Raw genomic sequence first — 22,615 nt, 5'->3', positions numbered from 1 at the left:
AAAAGCTAAAAGCTAAAAGCTAAAAGCTAAAAGCTAAAAGCTAAAAGCTAAAAGCTAAAAGCTAAAAGCTAAAAGCTCAACCATCACTCGTAATCTTATCTATCAGCTCACTAAGTACTGCTTCGGCTTTGCTGGTTTCTACTTGGCAGGTACCGGCGTTTAAGTGGCCGCCACCGCCGTATTTAAGGCATAACTCGCCCACATTGGTGTTTGAGCTTCGGTTGGTGATTGATTTACCAATGGCAAATACTACGTTTTGTTTTTTAAGGCCCCACATTTTGTGAATTGATATATTGCAGTCGGGGTACATGGCGTAAATTACAAAACGGTTGGTGGCGTAAATAGTTTCTTCTTGAGTTAAATCTAGCACCACGAGGTTTTTATGCACGGTTGCGCATTGTGCTATTTGCTCTTTGGCCTTTTCGTTATGCTCGTTATATAGCGCAACGCGTTCGGCTACGTCTTCCATTTTTAAAATATCTTCAATGCTTTGATCTTTACAGGCATCGATTAGCTTCATCATTAATTGGTAGTTTGAAATTTTAAACTCGCGGAAGCGGCCAAGGCCTGTGCGTGCATCCATGATAAAGTTCATTAATACCCAGTCTGTTGGGTTGAGTATTTCGTCTTTCGAAAACTGCGCTGCATCGCCTTTATCTACCGCTTCCATCATGTCTGTGCTGATGTTTGGAAATTTTTCTGCGCCGCCATAATAATCATAAACAACGCGTGCAGCAGAAGGAGCTTTAGGGTCAATTATGTGGTTTTTAATATCGCTTGCGTTACGTACGGTTTCGCTTAAGTGATGGTCAAATGCAATGTGACAGCCAGCAACGTAGGGTAGGTTAGTGGTAATGTCGTTTGCAGTTATGTCTATTTTGCCATCTTGCATGTCTTTTGGGTGTACAAATAAAATGTCATCAATTAGGTCTAAGTCTTTGAGCAGTACGGCACATACTAAGCCGTCGAAATCGCTGCGGGTGACTAGTCTAAATTTATTATTGGGCATAGCTTTTCCATCTTGTTGTGATTGAGTAATCAAATAAGTGTAACAGCTAAAATAATTTTTGAGAGGTTATAGCAATCGAATTAAAAATTTAGTCATTCTAACGTGCTAAATAAAGCGTAAACGGCGTTATAAATTTTTAAGTAGAACATATGCCTATAGAAATTATGCCTTTGTTATTACTCTGTTTATCTGTTGCTATCAATACCTCATAATTTAATACAATGGGTATTAGCGTTAAAAAAGCGCATAAAAAAGCCAAAACGACTGTTTTGGCTTTTTGTTAGCAAGTATGTATTTGTTTTATTGCTGTATAAAAGTTAAGCGCCTGGTCCGCATTCCATACAGCTGTTAATAATATCTGGGCCAAATTTAAGTCTGGCATTTAAATCGCGTAGGGCAGTGCGTAAACCTTCTTCAATTACTGGGTGGTAAAATGGCATATCCAGCATTTCTGGTACGGTCATTTTGTTTTGCACAGCCCATGCTAATAAATGAGCAAGGTGTTCGGCTTGTGGACCAATAAATTCTGCACCTAAAAATAAGCCTGTGCCTTGCTCTGCGTAAACGCGCATGTGGCCTTTATTTTTAAGCATTACTCGGCTGCGGCCTTGGTTTTCAAAGCTCACTTCGCCTACTTCAAAGCAACCACATTCACCTAGGCGGTCTGTAATTTGTTTGTAGCTGTCGCCTACCATTGCTATTTGTGGGTCACTAAACACTGCGGCAATTTTTGCGCGGCGAAGGCCAATGCGTACATCGGGGAAGCGCCCAGCATTTTGACCGGCAATGGTGCCTTGATCAGATGCTTCGTGTAGCAGGGGGATCATATTGCTGGCATCGCCCGCTATAAATATATTTGAGTTACCACATTGCATTGTGTGCGGGTCGGCGTGTGGCACACCGCGCTCATCAAGCTCTATGCCGGTATTCTCTAAACCTAGCTTGTCTACGTTGGGTACTCGGCCTGTGGCTGCAAGTACGTAGTCAAATTGCTCGGTGTGTTTAGCACCGTCTTTATCGGTGTAAGTAAGCTGGGCTTTATCGCCAACTTGCATCATGTCAGATACGTTTGAGTCGGTATCTACAAAAAATTCTTCAGCAAAAACAGTGTTTGCATAGTCTTTAATTACTGGGTCGGTAAGTGGGCCAATTGCGCCGCCAACACCAAATAATTTTACGTTTACGCCCAAGCGACTAAGTGCTTGGCCAATTTCTAGGCCTATTACGCCTGGGCCAAATACAGCCACTGACTCTGGTAGGTCGTCCCAGTCAAATACATCATCGTTTATAATAAGTTTGTCACCAAAGTTATTAAACACGCCTGGGTATGATGGGCGTGAACCGGTGGCAATTACAAAGCGTTTAGCAGTAATAATGATGTCATCGTCAATTTGTACGCGGTTGGCGTCTAAAAACTTGGCGTAGCCACGAATTTTATCTTCATCAGGAATGTCGTCTACGGCTTCTACTACGAATCCTGCAAAGCGGTCTCGTTCGCTTTTAACACGTGCCATAACTGCTTTGCCGTCTATTCTTGGCTTTGAGCTATGTACACCAAATGCAGGTGCCATTTCAATTGAATGCGCGGCTTCGGCTGCGGCAATAAGTAATTTACTTGGCATACAACCAACGCGTGCACAGGTAGTACCGTACGGGCCTGATTCAATCATTAAAACGTTAGGGGTGAATTGTTTTGCGTTACGGTATGCGCTTAAGCCTGCAGTACCTGCACCTATAACAACAACATCGGTTTGTAATTCTTTCATAGTGGTATCCTTTATTATTTTCAATCTGAGCGATGAGATTGATATAGAGGGGCGCGTACGCCCCTGCTATTTTTTTACTTTATTAAGCAAAGTATTTTTCTAAATCGTCTGAGCCGCCAATGTGTTGTCCACCAATAAATATTTGTGGAACAGTGTCACGGCCAGAAATTGCTTTAAGGCTTGTTAATGTAGCGCCTGCACCCATAACAACTTCTTCAAATGCGTAGCCTTTTTCTGTTAGTAGCTCTTTTGCTTTTTTACAGAAAGGGCAACCAGGCTTAGTAAATACGGTTACTGGCTCTGGCTTAGTTTGTTTTGGGTTGATGTAGTCAAGCATTGTGTCTGCATCAGAAACTTCAAACGGGTCGCCTGGTAAATCTGGTTCGATGAACATTTTGTCGATAACGCCATCTTTAACTAGCATAGAGTATCTCCAGCTGCGCTTACCAAAGCCTAAATCGTTTTTATCTACTAACATGCCCATGCCGTCAGTAAATTCGCCGTTGCCATCAGGTAATAATGTGATGTTTTGCGCTTCTTGATGCTCTGCCCATGCGTTCATTACAAATGTATCGTTTACTGATACACATACAATTTCATCAACGCCATTTTGCTTAAGTACACCGGCTAACTCGTTGTAGCGTGGTAAGTGAGTTGATGAACAGGTTGGTGTAAATGCGCCCGGTAGTGAAAACACAACAACGGTTCTGCCTGTAAAAATTTCGTCTGTGGTTACTGATTTCCATTCGTCGTTTTGACGTGTTGCAAATGTAACGCTTGGGATTGTTTGACCTTCAATATTCTTTAACATAGTTTGTTCCTCTTGATTTGTTGGAGCCATTATGGCGAGAATTTAAATATAGTTCCAATCGTTTGTTTGTATTAAACTAATAGGTATAGCCTATCAGGTGGAGATGAATTTGAACTTAAAAGATTTAGAGTATGTAAAAGCAATAGCGCACCACAAGCATTTTCGCAAAGCGGCCGATGCCTGTTTTGTTAGCCAGCCTACACTAAGTGGGCAAGTAAAAAAGCTTGAGCAAGAGCTTAATGTTGTTTTATTTGACCGCTCAACTAAGCAAGTTACATTAACAGCGCAAGGTGAACGTTTGTTGACACAAATAAACGTTATTTTAGAGCAAACAGAAATCTTAAAAGAGCTGGCGGCTACTTCAAACGGGCCGCTACAAGGTAAGCTAAGAATTGGTATTATTCCTACTATTGCGCCGTACTTACTCAGCGCTTTACTGACCTCTATGAAAGCGGCGTTTAGCGATAGCCACTTTTCGTTTATAGAAATGCAAACAGCGACTATGCTAGAGGCGCTTGATAACGGCGAGCTCGACTTTGCAATTTTGGCCGATGTTCCCGAGCTTAAAAACTACCATACGGTTAATGTGTACAAAGAAGACTTTATGGTTGCTGTTTCAACCGATAACCCGTTATCTAAGCGTAAAAAAGTAGCGCTAAGCGATTTACAAAGTTGTAGCCTATTAATGTTAAGTGATGGTCATTGCTTTAAAGATCAAGCCCAAAAGTTTTGTTTTGCTGCGGGAGTGGATGTGTCAAACCAATATCAGGGCAATAGTTTAGAAACTTTATTGGCGCTGGTGGCAATAGATGACGGGGTGACATTTGTGCCCAAGCTTGCGTGTACACAGCGTGTAGGCATTGATTATTTAGCTATTTTTCCTAATCAGCAACGTAATGTGGTATTTGCTTGCAGAAAACACTACCCGCGTTTGGCGGGCGTTGAGCAATTAGCCCAGTGGTTGGCAGAGCACCCAAATTTAAAGCGGGCGCTTATTTAGCGTTCTTGGCTTGCAACTTCTACTACATCGTTTATTTGTACCCCAGGCAAAGGCTTGTCGTTAAGGCTTACAGCAATGGCGCTTTGTTTATAAAGTTGCTCAACCACAATGGTGTTAAGCGTGGTAATGGTATGCGGCATAGTATTGCCTTGTGCATCGGTTAAGTAGTTATGGTGCGCAATGCTTAATAGTTGGCCTTTTTTAAGACCATGATCTTTGCCTAGGTTTATCACCAATTTATTGTTTTCCATGTGCATTATTTTTCCTTTAGTAGGAAAACACGCCATAGCCGCTTGTATATCGTAACTGACCGTTTGATTTATATCGCTAATGCTTTGCCCAAAAGGTGATTGCCAAAACCTATCACTATTTACATCAACAATAGCTGTTTTTTCAAATGGCCATACAGCTTGGGTATGATAGCTGTTTTGCCATAATTGTTCGTACGTGGTGCCATCAAACAACATAAACTCAATAGCGTAGCTGCGCTGGTAGGTTTCGTCTTGCCAAAAGGCGTAGTCGTTGTTGAGTTTATCGCTTGGCGCTAAATTGGTTATTTGGCTTAATAAAACATATTGCGCGTTGCTTCTGGCTGAAAGCTCTTCTAGCTGTGCATTTGAGTAGTCGTGCTGCTGATTAAAGTAATTGTCTACATTAATTGCTTTATTGTAGTAAGCAACGGGCAAGGCGCTCATTTTTGTGCTTTGCAAAGCGCTAAATAACTTTTTACTAATGGCTTTATTTACGTCAAATATTTGACCCATTAAGGCATGCTCACGATGAACAAGCTGGCTTTGGGTTACAGCAACAAATTTATTAAAGTTACTTTGTGGGCATTGCTCTGTTTGGGCAAATATATCAAGCCTAAGCGTAATGGCAAATTGTTGATTTTGGCGTTGCTCGCTCACCAGCTCTATTTTTTGTATTTCGCCGTGGCTACTAATTTTTAGCTGATCTTGCGTTAGCACGCCATCTACCAAGGTTTGTACCGAGCTAACCCGGGCGCCAGAAAACACTAATGCTTGTGTAATTGCATCTTTAATCGCGGCCGATTTAGCACTGCTTATGTCGCCATTTTGTATTTGTGCATGGCCGGTAGATTCAAACCATTGTGCGTAAGTACTGGTAGAAAACGTTAATAATGCAGCGCTAGTAACACCTGCAAATAGTGATGATAAAAACGTGTTCATACTGGTACTCCACATAAAATTAGTTAATTACGCTTTAGCTAAGCAAGGACTGCACCAATATGAGGACTTTATAACAAATGGCATTAAACCTGCATTTATTTGCGCAATTAGTTTAAAGGGTGCAAATAAATGCGTGCAATTATATTACTTACTTTAGCAGGCCTTGGCCTTGCCGGTTGCAGCAACGTGTTTGATAAACATGTTGAGTACAAATATGTAGAGCCAAATAATTATCCCATACTTAAAGCGGTTGGTTATGCACCTATTAGCTTGCAGCAAGGGGCTAATAAATCACAAAAGCAATTAATGGCAATTAAGGCCTCTAAGCTTGAGGCGTACCGTGAACTGACTGAGCAAGTTTATGGGCAAAAAATTACAGCGGGCACGTCTGTAGCAGGTGCTATTGCTCAAAACGATTACATGGAAAGTAAAGTGCAGGGCATAATTAAAGGTGCGCAAATTATTAAAACTTACTCAGTTGACGATGTATACGTTACCGAGCTTGAGCTAAATATGAAGCGCGTGCACGATTTATACATAGGTGAAATTAAGCCGCGTGAAGTTAAAAAAGTGACCTACTACTAAGTAACTGGCCAGTACTTTAAATAGTAAAGCTACATTAAGCTGCTATTTTAACGGCTGGTTTTAGCGTTAAGCGCGTGGAATATACTCGTACAGCAATACATAACTTTGCTATTTACGGGAGCGTTTTTCTGTAAATCTAGGGTTTGATAAATCAGCTTTAAATATAACGATGGTTCAATACGTTAGTTAATGTATTAAGCAATGTTGAAATGACCGAGTTAAAATTTAAATCTAGTAAAAAAACACATACAAAATATCTCATCCTTTTATATTGAGTGCTATGCTGTTGTTACGAATAATATTTGAACAAGTAGTGTAGCGTTTGGTGTATGTTTTTAATTTTTCTTTTTTTGGGCTGTGAATGACACTTAGGCCCACTCTTTCCTCAAATAAGCTATTTTTTTGGTGCAAAAGCAATTTGCGCTATTTACTGCTATTTTTTTTACTTTCAAGCGGCGTGTTTGCGAGCCGTTTAACTATTCAATTTAATACCTTTATAGAATTAATGGGGCATAAATATGGCCCTGCGCGAGTCACTGTGGCGCGTAATTGGCAAACTATGCTGGTGCGCACCCAAAATAAACCAGAACAACAACAAATTTTAATTGTTAACGACTTTTTTGCACGCAATCTTCGATACCAAACCGATATACAGCTTTGGAAGCAAAACGACTATTGGGCTACACCATTAGAAACCCTTGGCCGTGGTTTAGGTGATTGTGAAGATTATGCCATTGCTAAATACATTAGTTTACGCGCCTTAGGCGTAAGCGACGACAAGCTTAGGCTTATATATGTAAAAGCTAAGCTTGCTGGTACAAACAAAACACAAGCACACATGGTATTAGGCTACTTTGCTACGCCTAATGCTCAGCCGCTTATTTTAGATAGTTTAATAACAAAAGTGTTACCTGCAGCAAAACGCGTTGATTTAAGCCCGGTATTTAGTTTTAACAGCCAAGGTTTATGGGCAAATAACTCGACCAAAAGTGTAGCCAGCCCGACAGCAAGGCTATCGCGTTGGCGTAAAATTTTGGAGCAGACATCACAAGAAGGGGTTATGTGGTAATGGCGTCATTTTCCTTATTTAAGTTTTTCAAAAAAAGAAAAATCACTCTTAGGCAAGAGCTGTGGATCACCTTGCTGGTGGTGATTTTTGTTGGCTTTATAAGTAGCGTGTTAATAAGTACTAACTCTGCTAGAAACTATTTTTCTACGCAGCTGTATTTAAAAAATGTTGATAATGCCAGCTCTTTAGCACTGATGATTAGTCAGCTTGAAAAAGACCCTGTAGAGCTTGAGCTGTTAGTGTCGGCCACTTTTGATGCCGGCCACTACAAACGTATAGAACTGCAAGACCCAAATGGTGAGGTTATTGTAAAGCGCGTATTTACCGACACGTTAGAAAATACCGCACCAGCTTGGTTTAGAGCGGTATATGGGCTTAATGTACAGCCAGGTGTAGGGCAGGTTAACAACGGTTGGCAGCAATTTGGCACTTTATTTGTTGAAAGCCACAGCCAATATGCTGAGCAAGCATTGTGGGAAAGCGCCCTTAAACTGTTTTTTAGCTTTTTAGTGGTGGCCTTTTTTGCCTGTGCCATAAGTGCGTATTTATTACGTAGAATTTTAACGCCACTTGATGATGTGGTGTACCAAGCAAACGCCTTTGGCGATAAGCGTTTTATTAAATCAAAAGTGCCAAAAACCTTTGAGTTTGCTCGCCTTGTGCAGTCGATGAATTTATTATCGACACGGTTTAGTCGCATTATAAAAGAAGATAATAAACGCTTAGAGGAGTTGCGTTTTAAAGCCCAGCACGATGAGCTGACAGGGCTTGCCAATCGAGAGTATTTTAGTGCCACATTAGAGGCTCATTTACAAAAAGTGAAAGATCATGCCCATGGTGCTTTGTTTTTATTTAGGGTGGTTAATTTAGATAAAATAAGTGAATCGATTAGCCGTGTAGAAATGGTTAACTTTTTACGCCGTTTTTCTCAGGTGTTAACGCAGTTTTTAGAGTCGAATCAGGCGCACTTTTCAGAAAACTATATTGCGCGTATATCACATACCGACTTTACCGTTTTGTTTAGCGATACTGATGATATTCAGGCACTTAGCGAGCAAATAACTGCACTGCATAAATCGATTGTTGATGAATACAAAAATATTGATTTGGCAATATTACACAGTTGTACCTACATAGAAAAAAACGACACCCGTTTTGATTTATTACGCCGTGTCGATGGTTTATTAAAAACAGCAGGTAATAAACCTGGGGTGCAGGCTAAGGTCATTGATAACAAACAAAAGAGTGAAATTTTTGATGGCTCTGCTGATTGGCAAAAGGCTATTGAAGATGCACTTGAGCAAAAAACCATACAGTTAAACTGTTTAGAGGTTATGGGTTTTAACGACACCTTGTTGCAGCATCAGCTTAGTTTAAGTTTAGAATTTGGCGGCCAACATTATAAATCAAGCTACTACTATCAATGGGCTAATCGCTTAAACCTATTAGCGCGTTTGGATTGGAGTTTAATCAAGCAAATTGTTAAACAGTACGGTGAAGCGCCGCCAAATGAATTGATTGCTGTAGAGCTTTCGGCGCAAACATTAATGGATGATACCGCGCTTGCCTCGGTATTAACCTATGTGTCAGCCTTTCCTGATTTGGCAAAAAATATATGTTTTGATATACGCGAAAACATTGTCGTAAACGAAAAGGATATATTTAAGGAATTTTGTGAGCAGGTGCGTTGTATGGGCGCTAAAGTGGCACTTAAACGTGTGGGGCCCGAATTTACTAAGATTAAGAACATTCAAGAATTTGGCTTAGAAATGCTTAAAATAGACAGCATTTACGCGCATAACATTAGTTACAGCCAAGACAATCAAACCTTCTTACGCGGTGTTTGCACATTAGCACATTCTATTGGTATTAAAGTGGTCGCGCAGGGCGTAACAAGCCAAGACGATATAGATACACTGGTTAATCTTGGTTTTGATGGGGTAATTAAAGAGTCGTAAAGCGACTCTTTAATTAAAAGGGGAGCGGTTTAATAATGGCGGCGAATAGGTAAATGCAATTCAGTATTTAACCTATAAGCCGTTGTTTATTAAGTTTAACTATAGCTGGCGAAGGTTTTATTATTCTAGCCTAGGTTAGTTACCTTTAACGGCTAACATAAGTTGTATACGGTCACGCACTTTTAACTTAGTGAAAATTGAGCTCATGTGCTCTTTAATTGTTCGCTCTGTAATATTAAGTGACTCAGCGGCTTGTTTATTGGTCGCCCCTGTTATAACTATATCAACAACTTGGCGCTCGCGTTTAGTTAAGCTTTGAATATCGCACGCTTGGGTGTAATTTATTTGCTGCTGGCTTAGTGCCCCAACAATATTAGATAGCAGCTGCCCAGGTAACCACAGGCCCCCTGAGCAAATAGTCTCAAGTACTTGTTGCAATATTACTTTAGATGCAAGTGCTTCTACATAGCCTCTTGCGCCCGCTTGCAGGGCTGCTCTAAGTTCCTCTATTTCTAGATTTGTGGTCATTACAATAACCGGCAAGCGTTTTTGGGCATATTTTTTTACCAGTTCAAGCCATCCCGAAGTGCCCGCCAGAACCCATATAATACTTGATGCATTAATTTGTTTTGGTTCTTTGGTGCATATTACACAACCTGCAAACGCACTTCGCCAGTGGCTCGATTCAAGTTCGGGTTGTGTAATAAATATACTTTGACGCATTAATTTACTCCAATAAATTCAGTTTAGCGTTCTGTCATTGCTTGCGATGTAGCTCTGAGTACGGGTTTAAGTAAATATTCCAAGACGGTTTTTTTACCAGTAATAATATCCACTTGTGTGGTCATTCCTGGAATTATAGTCAACTCTTCTGAAAAGTTATTTTTAGTGGTTTTTAATTGCACTAAATAAAAAGTATTTTCTCTGTCGTCGGTAATTGTATCTGCACTTATGTGCAGTACCTCGGCTTCTAGTCCGCCGTATACCGCAAAATCATAGGCGCTAAATTTGATCATGGCGGGCTGCCCTGGGCGTAAAAAGGCAATATCTTTAGGCGGTATTTTTGCCTCAACAATAAGTTGATCGTCTAAAGGGACTATTTCTAAAACGTCACTGCCGGGTTGTAAAATGCCGCCTACGGTATTAACCAATAAACGTTGTACCGTGCCTTTAACCGGTGATTTGATCTCAGTTTGTGTTACTTTGTCGGCAAGCCCTGATTCGGTTTCTTTTATCGACTCTAAACGCAGCAATGCCTCCGAAAGCTCGTTGTTCCAGCGGTTGATCATCGCAAGTTCGACTTCTGTTACTTTGTTTTTAGCTTCGTTGATAGCCGATAAACTCCGGTTAATAACGGCTTTAGTGCGGTTTATTTCGCCGTTTAAATCAACTATTTCACGTTCTAACCTAATGATGTCTATATCAGATACAGCACCGGTTCTTAACAGTGGGCGTGTTACTTGCAGCTCACGATTACTTAGCCTTAGAGCGCTTGTGTGTTGTTGCAAAGCGGCTTTTGCTTCAATGTGATCTTGTCTGCGTTGTTCTAGCTGGCGTTTATGGATTGCCACTTGCTGCTCTAGTTCTTGGCGATTACTTAAATATATTGAGCGCTCATGAGCGACCGCCTCGGGTACTTGCTTAACAAGCTCATCAGGAAAAACGAGATCTTCTTTTCTGGTAAGGGCTTGTAACCTTGCTACTTTTGCAGTGAGTGATTGCACTTTAGATTGGTTTTCTCTAAAGCTTGAAATAAACCGAGTAGGGTCAATTTTTATTAATACGTCACCTTCTTCAACAATTTGCCCTTCACGAATATTTATTTTTTCTACCATACCGCCATCGTAAGATTGCACTAACTGTAATTTATTTGATGGGATAACGCGTCCTTCACCACGGGCTACCTCATCAAGTGGGGCAAAGCCTGCCCAAATTGTAAGCAAAATAAATGCAATGCAAATGAGGTATAACAAAAAGCGTGCGCTGGCAGGCTCTTGCTGCATTTTTTCCCATTGCGCATCGACCACCCAATCTTGTGATTCAGGAGGCGAAAGCCAGCCTTTAAATAAGCGATTAAAGATTGAAGGCTTACCTTTTTTACGTGCTTCTATTGCTTTACTTACCGATTCAAAAGAGCGCTGCTCTAGTGGCTTTTTATTGTCACTCATGATGCTTGCTCCACTGTTTGATTATTCAGTGCGGCAATTACTTTTTGTTTAGGCCCATCGGCAACTATTGTTCCGTTATCGAGCACGATGATGCGATCAACCAACGAAAGTAAAGATGAGCGGTGAGTAACTACAATTAAGGTTTTGTCTTGGGTGGCGATTTTTAAATTTTGAATAATTTTATTTTCACTATTGTGATCAAGCGATGAGGTAGGCTCATCTAACAGCATAATAGGGGGGTCGTTTATTAATGCGCGCGCTATACCAACCGCTTGTTTTTGGCCGCCAGATAGCAAGCGACCTTGCTCACCAACTTGTAGGTCAAACCCATCGGGGTGAGAGTTGATTAACTCGAATAACTGGCTTTTTTCGCATGCGCTAATAATTTGCTCATCTTTAGCATGCCATGCGCTAATAGTGAGGTTGTCTTTTAAGCTACCAAAAAACAATGCTATATTTTGGGGCACGTACCCTATGTTATGACGAAGTTCTGCGGGGTCTATTTGTTGTATATTGTTGTTATCGACCATTACGGAGCCTGCGGTTGGGTCATAAAGGCCTAAAATAAGTTTTTCGAGGGTGCTTTTACCCGAACCGTTGCGCCCTAAAATAGCCACTTTTTCGCCCGCTTTTATTTTAAAACTAATATTACTAAGCGCATCGGCCGCGTCGTCTTCATACTTAAAGCATACGTCTTTAAATTCTATTTCGCCGTTTAATACGGGGTGGCTTAACCAATGTTTATTTGGCGGGCGTTCAACGTCTTTCTCCATTATTTCGTTAAGCGATTGCATAGCAATAGCAGCATGATGATATTGCGCAAGTACGGCGGCGCATTGCCCAAGCGGCCCCATTGCACGTGATGAAAGTAAGTAAGCGGCTATTAATCCCCCTTGCGTGAGCTCGCCTTCAATAACTAAATGAACACCGATGATCATAATGATCACGCCAACACATTGTTGTATCCACGCTGCGCTATTAGAGATTGAGCTTGAGATTAAGCGACTTTGCGCATTAACCTGAGCAATATAAATAGTTGATTTTTCCCATGTTGATTGGGTTTTGCATTCGCTGTGAAAACTTTTTACATCTTCAATGTTGGTTAAGCTTTCTACAAGTATGGAGTTGCGCATTGAGCTTGCTTTCATGGTTTGCTCTGACAGCGCTTCAAGTTTTCTGTGGGCTGCTATGCCATAACTTAAAAGTATTAGGGCACCTGCGATAATGGGTAGGCTAAGCGGTACACCTATTATTGCAATAACAATTAGGTATATAGCAACAAAGGGTAAATCAACCAGCGCGACCAAGGTTATTGAACTAAAAAAGTTACGTACGGCTTCAAACGATTGTATGTTACTCGCAAATGACCCCGCTGATGAGGGCCTATTTTTAAGCTTCATACCAAGTACGCGCTCCATAATAACCGCAGATACTTTTACATCTATACGACTTGCCGCAAGCTCTACAAAGTAGCTGCGTACTAAGCGCAGTACAAAGTCGGCGGTCAGCGCTATTAAAATACCGATGGCTAAAACCCAGAGGGTTTCTGTTGCATGATTAGGAACTACTCGGTCATATACATTCATTACAAATAAAGGCATGGCAACAGACAAAACGCCTAATGCAATGGCGGAGATTATGACGTCTTTGTACAGTGCGCGGCATTCTTTTATTACGCCCCAAAACCAGCCATCTTTAGAGAGCTTTTCAAGCACCGGGGAGCGCTCATCAAACATAAACTCTGGATGAGCATAAATAATTAAACCTGTTGATTTTTCAATTAACTGTTCTAGGTCTTCTTCTACAACAGACTCGGTTAGCTCGGGGTAAGTAACTTGCGCTGTTTGTTTTTGGTTATCAATAGCGGTTACCACGCACGCTTGGTTATTATTTAAAATAATAATGGCGGGTAATAAAGCAGTATTAATTTGATTAAGAGGCTTATTTACAACTTTTGATTTAAAGCCCACACGTTTTGCAGCACGTGCAAATCCTGAGGGCGTTAAGTTTCCATCTGTTAGTGGGAGGCCATTTAATAAGGCCTCCCTTGAAAAATCTTTATCATGAAAGCGGCACAATACTGCAAGGCAATCTACCAGTGCGCCGCCATGATCAAGTACATCATTTAATTCCATATACCATCCAATGTTATGTAAAACATTTTAAATTTATTTGTTTTAAGCACCTCTTAACTATCGGTAATAACCGCCTCAATACGGCGGTTTGCCGCATTAGCACGTACCGAAATTTCATTAACGCGTGGCTGATCAATACCATAACCAAATGATTGAACACGATTAGGCGCTATACCAAATTGCTCAATAAGTAATTGTGCTACGGCAAAGGCACGTTGCTCTGAAAGTTTGCGGTTGTATTTTCTATCGCCATCTAATGAGGCGTGACCTTGGATCTCTACCTTTTTGTCAGGGTTATTTTTTAAAAACTCCGCGAGCTTTTCTACCTCTTGCAAGTACTCTGGGCGCACTTGGCTTGAGTCGGCTGAAAAGGGAATGCCTATTTCAACTGAGTCGGTCGCTTGGTCATACAAAGTACACCCAGACAGGTCTACATTTGTTCCCGCTGGCGTGCTTGGGCAGGTGTCTTGCTCGTTAGGTACGCCGTCGTTATCGTCATCTGCAAAACTCGATGCGCTAGGGGTCTCTGGTGGCATTTCTAAATACCTAGGCATTGCTGTAACGCTCATGTAGGCGTTATCTTGCTTGGCTTTTTTTTGTAAAAAAGCTTTGCGTTTAAAGGTGGCAGCTACATCGTAACTTGGGCATATATTTTGTGCGTTATGCACGATTGGGTCATCTGTTAACTCTGTTAATGTTGGGTACTTGTCAGACATAACATTTAGAGCTGGCAATAGTTTACCCATTTCGTTAAGCATAGTTAAAATGGCTGTTTGTCTATCGTATTGAGCAACAATGTACGAGCGGTTAGATTGAAATGCTTCGTTTTCAGCGTCAAGTACATCAAGCAAGGTGCGTTGGCCAATATCAAATTGGTCTCGGTAGGCTATTTTTACTCTGTTTGACGAGTTTTTATAGCTTTCAAGCGTGGGTAGCTTTTGCTCTATATTGTTCACATTATGATAGGCAATTTGTAGGCTTTGACGAATATCAACACAAGCTTGATCGCGTTGATACTTGGCAATATTTACATCTTGGTATGCTTGTTCAAGGTTGGCGCTATCTAGGCCCCCGTTGTACAGGTTATAGGTTATGTCTATACCTACCCGTGCTTCGGTTCTTGTTTCGTTTAAACCTAGCTCGTCTCTGTCTTGTGTGCCGTAACGGGCAGATAAGTCTACGTTTGGATGAAACGCTGCCTTTTGTGCCTGAGCATTGGCTTCTTGCGCTTCTATATTATAAAGCGATGCGTAAAAAGCAGGGCTGTTTTTATAGGCTATATCAAGCGCTTGGTTAATAGAAATGGGCACGTTTTGCTCATCTAATTTGGCTTGTTTTATATCATTAACGGGTAGCTCGCCAACAACTCTTAAATAACGCGCGGTTACATCGTGCAGGTTAGCGTACTCGGTTAGCACATTAGATTGCGCTAGCGATAAGCGCCCGCTAATTTGCTCTAGATCTGCTGCTCGGGCAACACCGGCTCCTACACTTTGTTCAATTTGTTGGTATACAGACTCGTGTTCTTGCAGGTTTTCTTCAGCGAGTGTCACAAGTTCTTTAAATTTTTGCACATCTAAAAATGCAATAGATGCATCTAATGCAGTTTGCTCTGTTTGTGAGAGTAATTCAAAATACCGAATGAGCTGAATACGCTCAAACCTTTCAACGGTGTTAGATGTTCTAAACCCGTCGTAAAGCATTTGAGTAACACTAAGCTCTGCAGTGTTGCGGTTGTATTCGTCTTCTATACCGTAGTTTCGGCGCTCATAACCTGCGCTGGCAGATACATCAACGCTAGGTAAGTAGCCTGAGCGGGCTGCATCTACGCCATAAATTGAGGATTTAAATGTATGCCATGCTTGTTGTACCTCTGGATTATTTTCAATTGCTTTACTGGTGACGTATGTAAGCGGTGCCACAGAGCTGTCATCGGCTTTTACCACGTTAGTTGCGCCAAGCGCACTTAGCGTTAAACCTATAAGCAGCTTTCCTTTTTGCTTTAGTAAAGTATTTTTTGTAATCATTTCTTCCTCTTAGGGTTACTTGGGCTATCAATACCTACCCTATGGTTTAGTCAATAAATGCATATTTCGCAAATAATCGTTTTGGCTAGCATAAAATTTATTATCTACCACTTTTTTATTTTTAATGTTTTTTTAAAAACTGTACTTGAGTACAGTATCTAATGCGTTTTGCTGTTCTACATTTTAATTAATAGTTTTTAATTCTTATGTTTGAGGTAAGTAAAATGGAATCTAATCAATTATTAGTAATAGACTTAAAAGGGTCTGCTGGTGTTGTTTTAGAAGATGGCACAATTAAGCCACTTGAAGTGGGCGATACTATTACTGTGGGCGATTTAGTGGTTACCGCCGATAATTCATCGCTAACAATTGATGTGCAAGGAGAAACACTGTCGATTCCTGCTAATCAAAACGTAAAGATCACCCCTGATTTATTAGCACAAGAAACCCGCGATAGCAGCGAAACCACCGTGTTTGACGAAAGCCTAGATGCGGCCATTGCAAGCTTAGAACAAACTGATAATAACGATGGCCAAACAGCGGCTAATTCTGATGTTACTGACTTTTTAGATGCCTTAGAGGGCGATGGTGATATTTTAGATAATTTAGAAGCAACGGCCGCAGGTGGTGCTGGTGGTGCGGGCTCTGGTGGAGGAAGCTCATTTGTTCAGCTTACACGTATTGCGGAGGGGGTTAACCCTAATAGCGTTGCATTTGATTCAAGCTTTGATCCTGATTCTACAGAAGCGCTAAATATTCGCGACACTTCTGATGGGGTAGTTCCTGATGATGGCACTGCGTCTATATCATTAAATGAGGTAGGTTTAACTAATTCATCTCAACCAACAATTAGTGGTACAAGTGAAAACTTAGTGGGTGAAACAGTAAATATTACTGTGACAGATGAAAATGGTAACTCTCAAGTAGTAAGCGCGGTTATTGGCCCTGATGGCACGTTTGAAATTACACTACCTAACCCGATAGCCGATGGACCCGTGAGCGTAATTGTAGAAGCCACTGACCCAGATGGTAATGCGTTTAACGATGCTATTTCTATTGAAATAGACACCACAGCGCCTGTGATTAATATTGACCCTGTTGCAGACTCTGCATCTCAAACAGTAACGGTTACGGGGTCGGTAGCGGGTTTGAATACTGGCGACAACGTTTCTGTAACTCTTACCGATAGCACAGGCACACAACAAACAATTGTTACACAAGTTGATGCACAAGGTAATTGGAGTATTACCACTACATCGCCTTTAGCAGAAGGGGAGTTTAATGTTAACGCAGTAGCAGTTGATGCCGCTGGTAACCAAGCAATTGACCAAGCTGTTGCGAGTATTGATTTAACCGCTCCAGAAATTACAGTTACAGTAGCGGGTGAAACTAATAATGCTACGCCGCCATTAACCGGTACTACAACCGGTGTGCCACAAGGTACTGAAGTAACAATCACAGTAACCGACAGTGCAGGCGAAGTGCAGCTTTTAACAGCCATTACCGGTGAAGATGGTAGTTGGGCTGTTGATGTGGGTGTGGCACTACCAGAAGGTGATTTTACTGTTGATGCGCAGGTGAGTGATAGCGTAGGCAACCAAGCACTTGCAAGTGATGCTGGAGTTATTGACTTAACGGCGCCAATTGTAGAAATTAATGCGATTGCCGATACGCAAGATACAACCCCTATTATTACTGGCTCTGCGCAAGATGTGCCAGCAGGCTCGGTAATTACCGTGGTTATTACCGATATTAATGGGCAAGTTCAAACGCTGTTAACGCAAACAAATGATGATGGCAGCTGGTCTGTAAGTGTTTCTACACCTTTAGCACAAGGTGAGTTTGAAGTTAATGCAACCGTGACCGACACTGCCGGTAATGAAGCACAAGCTGTAGAGCAAGGGTTAGTTGATTTAACTAGCCCTGAGATAACGGTTACGGCCATTGCAGACACTAATGACACAACGCCTACTTTTGTAGGCCGTGTTGAAGGGGCACCAGAGGGCTCTGTAATTACTGTTTTAGTAACCGATAGCGACGGTAATATACAAACCTTAACAACGACACTTGAAGCTGATGGCACGTGGAGTGTTGAATCGCCAAACGCTATTCCAGGCGGAGAGTTTAGTGTTACCGCGACAGTGAGTGACCCTGCGGGTAACGAAGCATCCGCGCAAACAAGTGGTGAAGTTACATTTGCCCCTATTTCTATTCAAATTGACTCTATTGCAGATACAAACGATACCACGCCATTTTTAAGTGGTAATACCGGTAACGTGCCTGCTGGTACCACTATAACTCTAACGATTACCGCAAGTGATGGCAGTACTTTTAATCTTTTAGCGGTCACGCAAGAAGATGGTTCTTGGAGCGCTCAAGTTACAGAGCCTCTGCCTGAAGGGGATTTTACCGTAGTAGCAGCCGTTATAGACGATGCGGGAAATGAGGCACAAGCAAGTACGGTCGGTAATGTAGATTTAACCGTAAGTATTAATTTTATTATTGATACTAATGATACCACTCCAACAATTAGTGGTACTACGCAAGATGTTGACGCAGGTGCGGTTGTTACTGTTACCTTTATAGGCAGCGATGGCGCAACAGAAACTGTGCAAGTAACCACAAATGCTGATGGTTCGTGGTCAATCGAAGCAACCGATGAGTTGGTAGAGGGTCAATTTACGGTGGTTGCAACAGTAACCGATGCTGCTGGCAATACAGCCTCTGCTACTGAAGTAGGGGAAATTGATTTAACTGATCCTGCAATTACTATTAACCCAATTACAGATACAAACGATACAACACCGAATGTGACAGGTAGCGTAGTAGATGTACCCCAAGGTACTGAGGTTACCTTATTAATAACCGATAGTGACGGTAATCAACAAACTATTACAGCGGTTACTAATGCCGATGGAAGCTATAGCGCCGATATACTTAATGAGCTTAGCGAAGGTGACTTTACAGTTACTGCAAGTGTAAGTGACGAAGCAGGTAATAGCAGTACAGCATCGGTTACTGGCACCATAGATTTAACCGCACCTAGCGTAACTATAGATAATATTGGTGATACAAACGATACAACGCCTACTATAAGCGGCTCTACTCAAGGTTTAGCTGCAGGTAGTGTGGTTACAGTGATTGTGACTGATAATGCTGGCGCTGAGCAGCAATTTGTCACTGCTATAAATGGTGATGGCACATGGAGTATAGATGTCCCACAAGCATTAGCTGAGGGTGAGTTTAGTGTGGTGGCAAATGTAAGTGATAGTGTTGGTAATAGCGCGCAAGACTCACAAACTGGCACTATAGATTTAACCGCACCAACTATTAGTGTAAATGACATTACTGACTCTAACGATTCAACACCTGTATTTAGTGGTACCACAACTGATGTAGAGCCAGGTAGCTTGATCACTGTATTAGTAACAGACTCTAATGGTGATTCGCAAACCTTAACGGCAGTTGTCGCAGAAGATGGTTCTTGGCAAGTAGGTGCAACGACTGCAATTGCTGAGGGGGAGTTTACAATAACGGCCACAGCCACTGATGCAGCTGGAAATGAAGCCTCAGCCACAACTACAGGCGTTATAGATACTGCAGCGCCCACACTAACAATCGATCCCGTGGGTGATACAAACGACACCACACCCACTATTTCAGGGTCTGCCACGGGCGAGCCAGAGGGCACAGTTGTTACGATTACCGTGACGGATGAAGCGGGTAACCCACAAATCATTACTACCGAAGTGCAAGCCGATGGCACCTTTAGTGTGGAGGTACCGAATGAGCTGAGTGAAGGTGAATTTACCGTTGAGGTATCGGTAACCGATAACGCAGGTAATGAAACTACAGCAACCACCACAGGTGAGGTTGATACCGCAGCGCCTACAGTGTTAATTGACCCGCTGGGTGATACAAACGACACCACCCCCACTATTTCAGGGTCTGCAACGGGTGAGCCTGAGGGCACAGTTGTTACGATTACTGTAACGGATGAAGCGGGTAACCCACAAATCATTACTACCGAAGTGCAAGCCGATGGCACCTTTAGTGTGGATGTACCCAATGAGCTAAGTGAAGGTGAATTTACCGTTGAGGTATCGGTAACTGATAACGCAGGTAATGAAACTACAGCAACGACCACAGGTGAGGTTGATACCGCAGCGCCCACAGTTTTAATTGACCCGGTGGGTGATACAAACGACACCACACCGACTATTTCAGGGTCTGCAACGGGTGAGCCTGAGGGCACCGTTGTTACGATCACCGTGACGGATGAAGCGGGTAATCTGCAAACAATTACTACCGAAGTGCAAGCCGATGGCACCTTTAATGTGGATGTACCTAATGAGCTAAGTGAAGGTGAGTTTACCGTTGAGGTATCGGTAACCGATAACGCGGGTAATGAAACTACAGCCACCACCACAGGTGCGGTTGATACCGCAGCGCCTACAGTGTTAATTGACCCGGTGGGTGATACTAACGACACCACACCGACTATTTCGGGGTCTGCAACGGGCGAGCCAGAGGGCACAGTTGTTACGATTACTGTGACGGATGAAGCGGGTAACCCACAAACCATTACTACCGAAGTGCAAGCCGATGGCACCTTTAGTGTGGATGTACCTAATGAGCTAAGTGAAGGTGAATTTACCGTTGAAGTATCGGTAACCGATAACGCAGGTAATGAAACTACAGCAACGACCACAGGTGAGGTTGATACCGCAGCGCCCACAGTAATAATAGATCCCGTGGGTGATACAAACGACACCACACCGACTATTTCAGGGTCTGCAACGGGCGAGCCAGAAGGCACCGTTGTTACGATCACCGTGACGGATGAAGCGGGTAACCCACAAACCATTACTACCGAAGTGCAAGCCGATGGCACCTTTAGTGTGGATGTACCGAATGAATTAAGCGAAGGTGAATTTACCGTTGAAGTATCGGTTACCGATACTGCGGGCAATGAAACCACTGCAACCACAACCGGCGAAGTGGACACGGCTGCGCCATCAGTGATAATCGACCCAGTTGGCGATACTAACGATACCACACCTACAATTTCAGGCACCGCTACGGGTGAGCCAGAAGGCACCGTTGTTACGATTACCGTGACTGATGAAGCGGGTAATCTGCAAACAATTACTACCGAAGTGCAAGCCGATGGCACCTTTAGTGTGGATGTACCGAATGAATTAAGCGAAGGTGAATTTACCGTTGAGGTATCGGTAACCGATAACGCCGGTAATGAAACTACAGCCACCACCACAGGTGAGGTTGATACCGCAGCGCCTACAGTAATAATTGGCCCGGTGGGTGATACAAACGACACCACACCGACTATTTCAGGGTCTGCCACGGGCGAGCCTGAGGGCACAGTTGTTACGATTACTGTGACGGATGAAGCGGGTAACCCACAAACCATTACTACCGAAGTGCAAGCCGATGGCACCTTTAGTGTAGATGTACCAAATGAGCTAAGTGAAGGTGAATTTACCGTTGAGGTATCGGTAACCGATAGCGCAGGTAATGAAACAACGGCCAGCACCACAGGTGAGGTTGATACAACAGCGCCGGTTGTGACCATAAATGCGCTAGGTGATACAAGTGATACTACACCAACTCTATCAGGTACGGTAAGCGGGGAACCTACAGGCTCAACTGTTACTTTAACTGTAACGGATGCAAATGGTGCAGTGCAAACAATCACTGCACAAGTCATTGCAGATGGAAGTTGGACAGTAGAAGTACCCGTAGCTTTAGCTGAAGGTAGCTATACTGTTGATGCTACTATTAGCGATAACGCTGGCAATGAAGATACTGCAAGCGCCTCTGGTACTATTGATACAAGTGCGTTAACTATCACTATTGATGTGATTGGTGAAACCAACGATCAAACCCCACAAATAAGCGGTGATACATTTAATGCAGAAGTAGGTTCGTCTGTTGAAGTTCAGATCACTGACTCTACAGGTGCGACTATTACCTTAACTACGGTTGTTGATGCAAACGGACAGTGGAGTGTTACTCCGCCAGCCGATTTACCTGAGGGAAGTGTATCAATCAGTGCAACAGTGACTGATTTAGGCGGTGGTTCAGCCATAGCAGAACTTGATGCCGTAATTGATATTACGCCGCCAACCATACAAATTAACGATCTAGAAACTAGTAATGATACAACACCAATTATTGCTGGTAATACTACAGGCGTTGTTTCTGGCACTGTAATAAGCTTGACTGTTACAGATTCGCAAGGAGTTGTTCGCTCGTTTAATACGACAACGGATGCACAAGGGAATTGGAGTGTAGAGCTTTCTCAAGAGTTAGCTTCAGGGGATTATACTGTACAGGCAGAGGTTTCTGATACTGCAGGCAATAGTGCTTTAGATACAGCAACCGGTAATATTGATACTGCGGGGCCAAGTTTAACCGTTGATTTTGATGCTGTAACCAATGATACAACACCGACTATTTCAGGCACGAGTGATGCCGATGTAGGTACAACGATTACTGTAGTGATCACTGATGAAAACGGTGTTGAACAAACACTAACAACCACAGTAGATGCCAATGGAAATTGGCAAGTAACCCCTCAAGCAGACTTGAATGAAGGTGATAACACCATCGAAGTGAGCGTGTCTGATGAAGCCGGAAACACAACAACAGTAACCGATACAATTACTTTAGATACACAAGCACCCACATTAACCATGCAAACCGTGGGTGATGTAAACGACTTAACCCCGACATTACAAGGCACCAGTAACGAAATTGGCGGCACGGTAACACTCACCGTGACCGACAGTGACGGCGCTGTGCAAACCATTACCACCACCGTTGGTACGGATGGGCATTGGGATATTGAAGTGCCCAGTGCGCTGGCACAAGGCG

General features: G+C 42.5%; 13 protein-coding genes. 5 read left to right on the top strand and 8 right to left on the bottom strand.

All coding sequences use genetic code 11. The annotated features are described in order from the left end of the window. Nucleotides 1–76: 76 nt before the first annotated feature. The 3 genes from MTF68_RS19365 to MTF68_RS19355 all read right to left on the bottom strand — a co-directional run bounded on the left by MTF68_RS19365 (nucleotide 77) and on the right by MTF68_RS19355 (nucleotide 3,586). A complete protein-coding gene (locus MTF68_RS19365) occupies nucleotides 77–1,009 on the bottom strand; it encodes an exopolyphosphatase (RefSeq protein ID WP_138611393.1) in 933 nt (310 codons plus the stop codon). Between the two features lie 317 nt (nucleotides 1,010–1,326). Further along, the gene (locus tag MTF68_RS19360; protein ID WP_029774513.1) at nucleotides 1,327–2,775 is read right to left on the bottom strand and encodes a dihydrolipoyl dehydrogenase; all 1,449 of its coding nucleotides are present in this window, start codon (nucleotides 2,773–2,775) and stop codon (nucleotides 1,327–1,329) included. A gap of 82 nt (nucleotides 2,776–2,857) precedes the next feature. Beyond that, entirely contained in the window at nucleotides 2,858–3,586 is a 729-nt protein-coding gene (locus tag MTF68_RS19355; protein ID WP_138579905.1) for a glutathione peroxidase, read from the bottom strand. A gap of 109 nt (nucleotides 3,587–3,695) precedes the next feature. Between MTF68_RS19355 and MTF68_RS19350 the strand changes: the two genes are divergently transcribed. Next, nucleotides 3,696–4,586 (top strand): LysR substrate-binding domain-containing protein, encoded by an 891-nt coding sequence (locus tag MTF68_RS19350; RefSeq protein ID WP_186807306.1) that lies wholly within the window; start codon nucleotides 3,696–3,698, stop codon nucleotides 4,584–4,586. Here the strand turns inward: MTF68_RS19350 and MTF68_RS19345 are convergent. Continuing rightward, nucleotides 4,583–5,776 (bottom strand): flagellar assembly protein FlgT, encoded by a 1,194-nt coding sequence (locus MTF68_RS19345; RefSeq protein WP_248463382.1) that lies wholly within the window; start codon nucleotides 5,774–5,776, stop codon nucleotides 4,583–4,585. The two genes, MTF68_RS19350 and MTF68_RS19345, sit on opposite strands and share 4 nt — an antisense overlap. Before the next feature lie 129 nt (nucleotides 5,777–5,905). On the opposite strand from MTF68_RS19345, the gene MTF68_RS19340 reads away from it, so the two are divergent. The 3 genes from MTF68_RS19340 (at nucleotide 5,906) to MTF68_RS19330 (ending at nucleotide 9,388) form a co-directional block, all read left to right on the top strand. Beyond that, nucleotides 5,906–6,361, top strand: a complete 456-nt coding sequence (locus tag MTF68_RS19340; protein ID WP_004589651.1) for an LPP20 family lipoprotein — start codon at nucleotides 5,906–5,908, stop codon at nucleotides 6,359–6,361. 361 nt (nucleotides 6,362–6,722) lie between these two features. Then, on the top strand, nucleotides 6,723–7,430 hold the full coding sequence (locus MTF68_RS19335) for a transglutaminase-like cysteine peptidase (RefSeq protein ID WP_348983639.1): 708 nt from the start codon (nucleotides 6,723–6,725) through the stop codon (nucleotides 7,428–7,430). Further along, nucleotides 7,430–9,388, top strand: a complete 1,959-nt coding sequence (locus MTF68_RS19330; protein ID WP_248463378.1) for a LapD/MoxY N-terminal periplasmic domain-containing protein — start codon at nucleotides 7,430–7,432, stop codon at nucleotides 9,386–9,388. The genes MTF68_RS19335 and MTF68_RS19330 overlap by 1 nt, the downstream gene beginning before the upstream one ends. Before the next feature lie 135 nt (nucleotides 9,389–9,523). Here MTF68_RS19330 and MTF68_RS19325 read toward each other — a convergent pair whose 3' ends face one another. Genes MTF68_RS19325 through MTF68_RS19310 form a run of 4 tightly spaced genes read right to left on the bottom strand, consistent with a single transcriptional unit; the run spans nucleotide 9,524 to nucleotide 15,718 of the window. Continuing rightward, a complete protein-coding gene (locus MTF68_RS19325; protein ID WP_024033058.1) occupies nucleotides 9,524–10,111 on the bottom strand; it encodes a response regulator transcription factor in 588 nt (195 codons plus the stop codon). Nucleotides 10,112–10,134: 23 nt separating this feature from the next. After that, nucleotides 10,135–11,556, bottom strand: coding sequence for an HlyD family type I secretion periplasmic adaptor subunit (locus MTF68_RS19320; RefSeq protein ID WP_126007887.1), 1,422 nt, complete (start codon nucleotides 11,554–11,556; stop codon nucleotides 10,135–10,137). Continuing rightward, on the bottom strand, nucleotides 11,553–13,691 hold the full coding sequence (locus MTF68_RS19315; protein WP_248463376.1) for a type I secretion system permease/ATPase: 2,139 nt from the start codon (nucleotides 13,689–13,691) through the stop codon (nucleotides 11,553–11,555). The genes MTF68_RS19320 and MTF68_RS19315 overlap by 4 nt, the downstream gene beginning before the upstream one ends. Before the next feature lie 53 nt (nucleotides 13,692–13,744). Then, the gene (locus tag MTF68_RS19310) at nucleotides 13,745–15,718 is read right to left on the bottom strand and encodes a TolC family outer membrane protein (protein WP_096041340.1); all 1,974 of its coding nucleotides are present in this window, start codon (nucleotides 15,716–15,718) and stop codon (nucleotides 13,745–13,747) included. 224 nt (nucleotides 15,719–15,942) lie between these two features. Between MTF68_RS19310 and MTF68_RS19305 the strand changes: the two genes are divergently transcribed. Further along, a partial coding sequence (locus MTF68_RS19305) for an Ig-like domain-containing protein (protein WP_248463374.1) occupies nucleotides 15,943–22,615 on the top strand: 6,673 nt, incomplete at its 3' end.

Source organism: Pseudoalteromonas sp. 2CM37A, from assembly GCF_023161885.1.
Taxonomy (GTDB): Bacteria; Pseudomonadota; Gammaproteobacteria; order Enterobacterales; family Alteromonadaceae; genus Pseudoalteromonas; species Pseudoalteromonas atlantica.
Note: the sequence above shows the minus strand (reverse complement) of the source record. Positions and strands in the feature narration are given on the sequence as shown.

Bases quoted from the DNA above. Each gene is read 5' to 3' on its own strand.
- MTF68_RS19335 (WP_348983639.1), top strand. From the start codon at position 6,723: ATGACACTTAGGCCCACTCTTTCCTCAAATAAGCTATTTTTTTGGTGC.
- MTF68_RS19330 (WP_248463378.1), top strand. From the start codon at position 7,430: ATGGCGTCATTTTCCTTATTTAAGTTTTTCAAAAAAAGAAAAATCACT.
- MTF68_RS19340 (WP_004589651.1), top strand. From the start codon at position 5,906: ATGCGTGCAATTATATTACTTACTTTAGCAGGCCTTGGCCTTGCCGGT.
- MTF68_RS19345 (WP_248463382.1), bottom strand. From the start codon at position 5,776: ATGAACACGTTTTTATCATCACTATTTGCAGGTGTTACTAGCGCTGCA.
- MTF68_RS19315 (WP_248463376.1), bottom strand. From the start codon at position 13,691: ATGGAATTAAATGATGTACTTGATCATGGCGGCGCACTGGTAGATTGC.
- MTF68_RS19320 (WP_126007887.1), bottom strand. From the start codon at position 11,556: ATGAGTGACAATAAAAAGCCACTAGAGCAGCGCTCTTTTGAATCGGTA.
- MTF68_RS19325 (WP_024033058.1), bottom strand. From the start codon at position 10,111: ATGCGTCAAAGTATATTTATTACACAACCCGAACTTGAATCGAGCCAC.
- MTF68_RS19355 (WP_138579905.1), bottom strand. From the start codon at position 3,586: ATGTTAAAGAATATTGAAGGTCAAACAATCCCAAGCGTTACATTTGCA.
- MTF68_RS19365 (WP_138611393.1), bottom strand. From the start codon at position 1,009: ATGCCCAATAATAAATTTAGACTAGTCACCCGCAGCGATTTCGACGGC.
- MTF68_RS19360 (WP_029774513.1), bottom strand. From the start codon at position 2,775: ATGAAAGAATTACAAACCGATGTTGTTGTTATAGGTGCAGGTACTGCA.
- MTF68_RS19310 (WP_096041340.1), bottom strand. From the start codon at position 15,718: ATGATTACAAAAAATACTTTACTAAAGCAAAAAGGAAAGCTGCTTATA.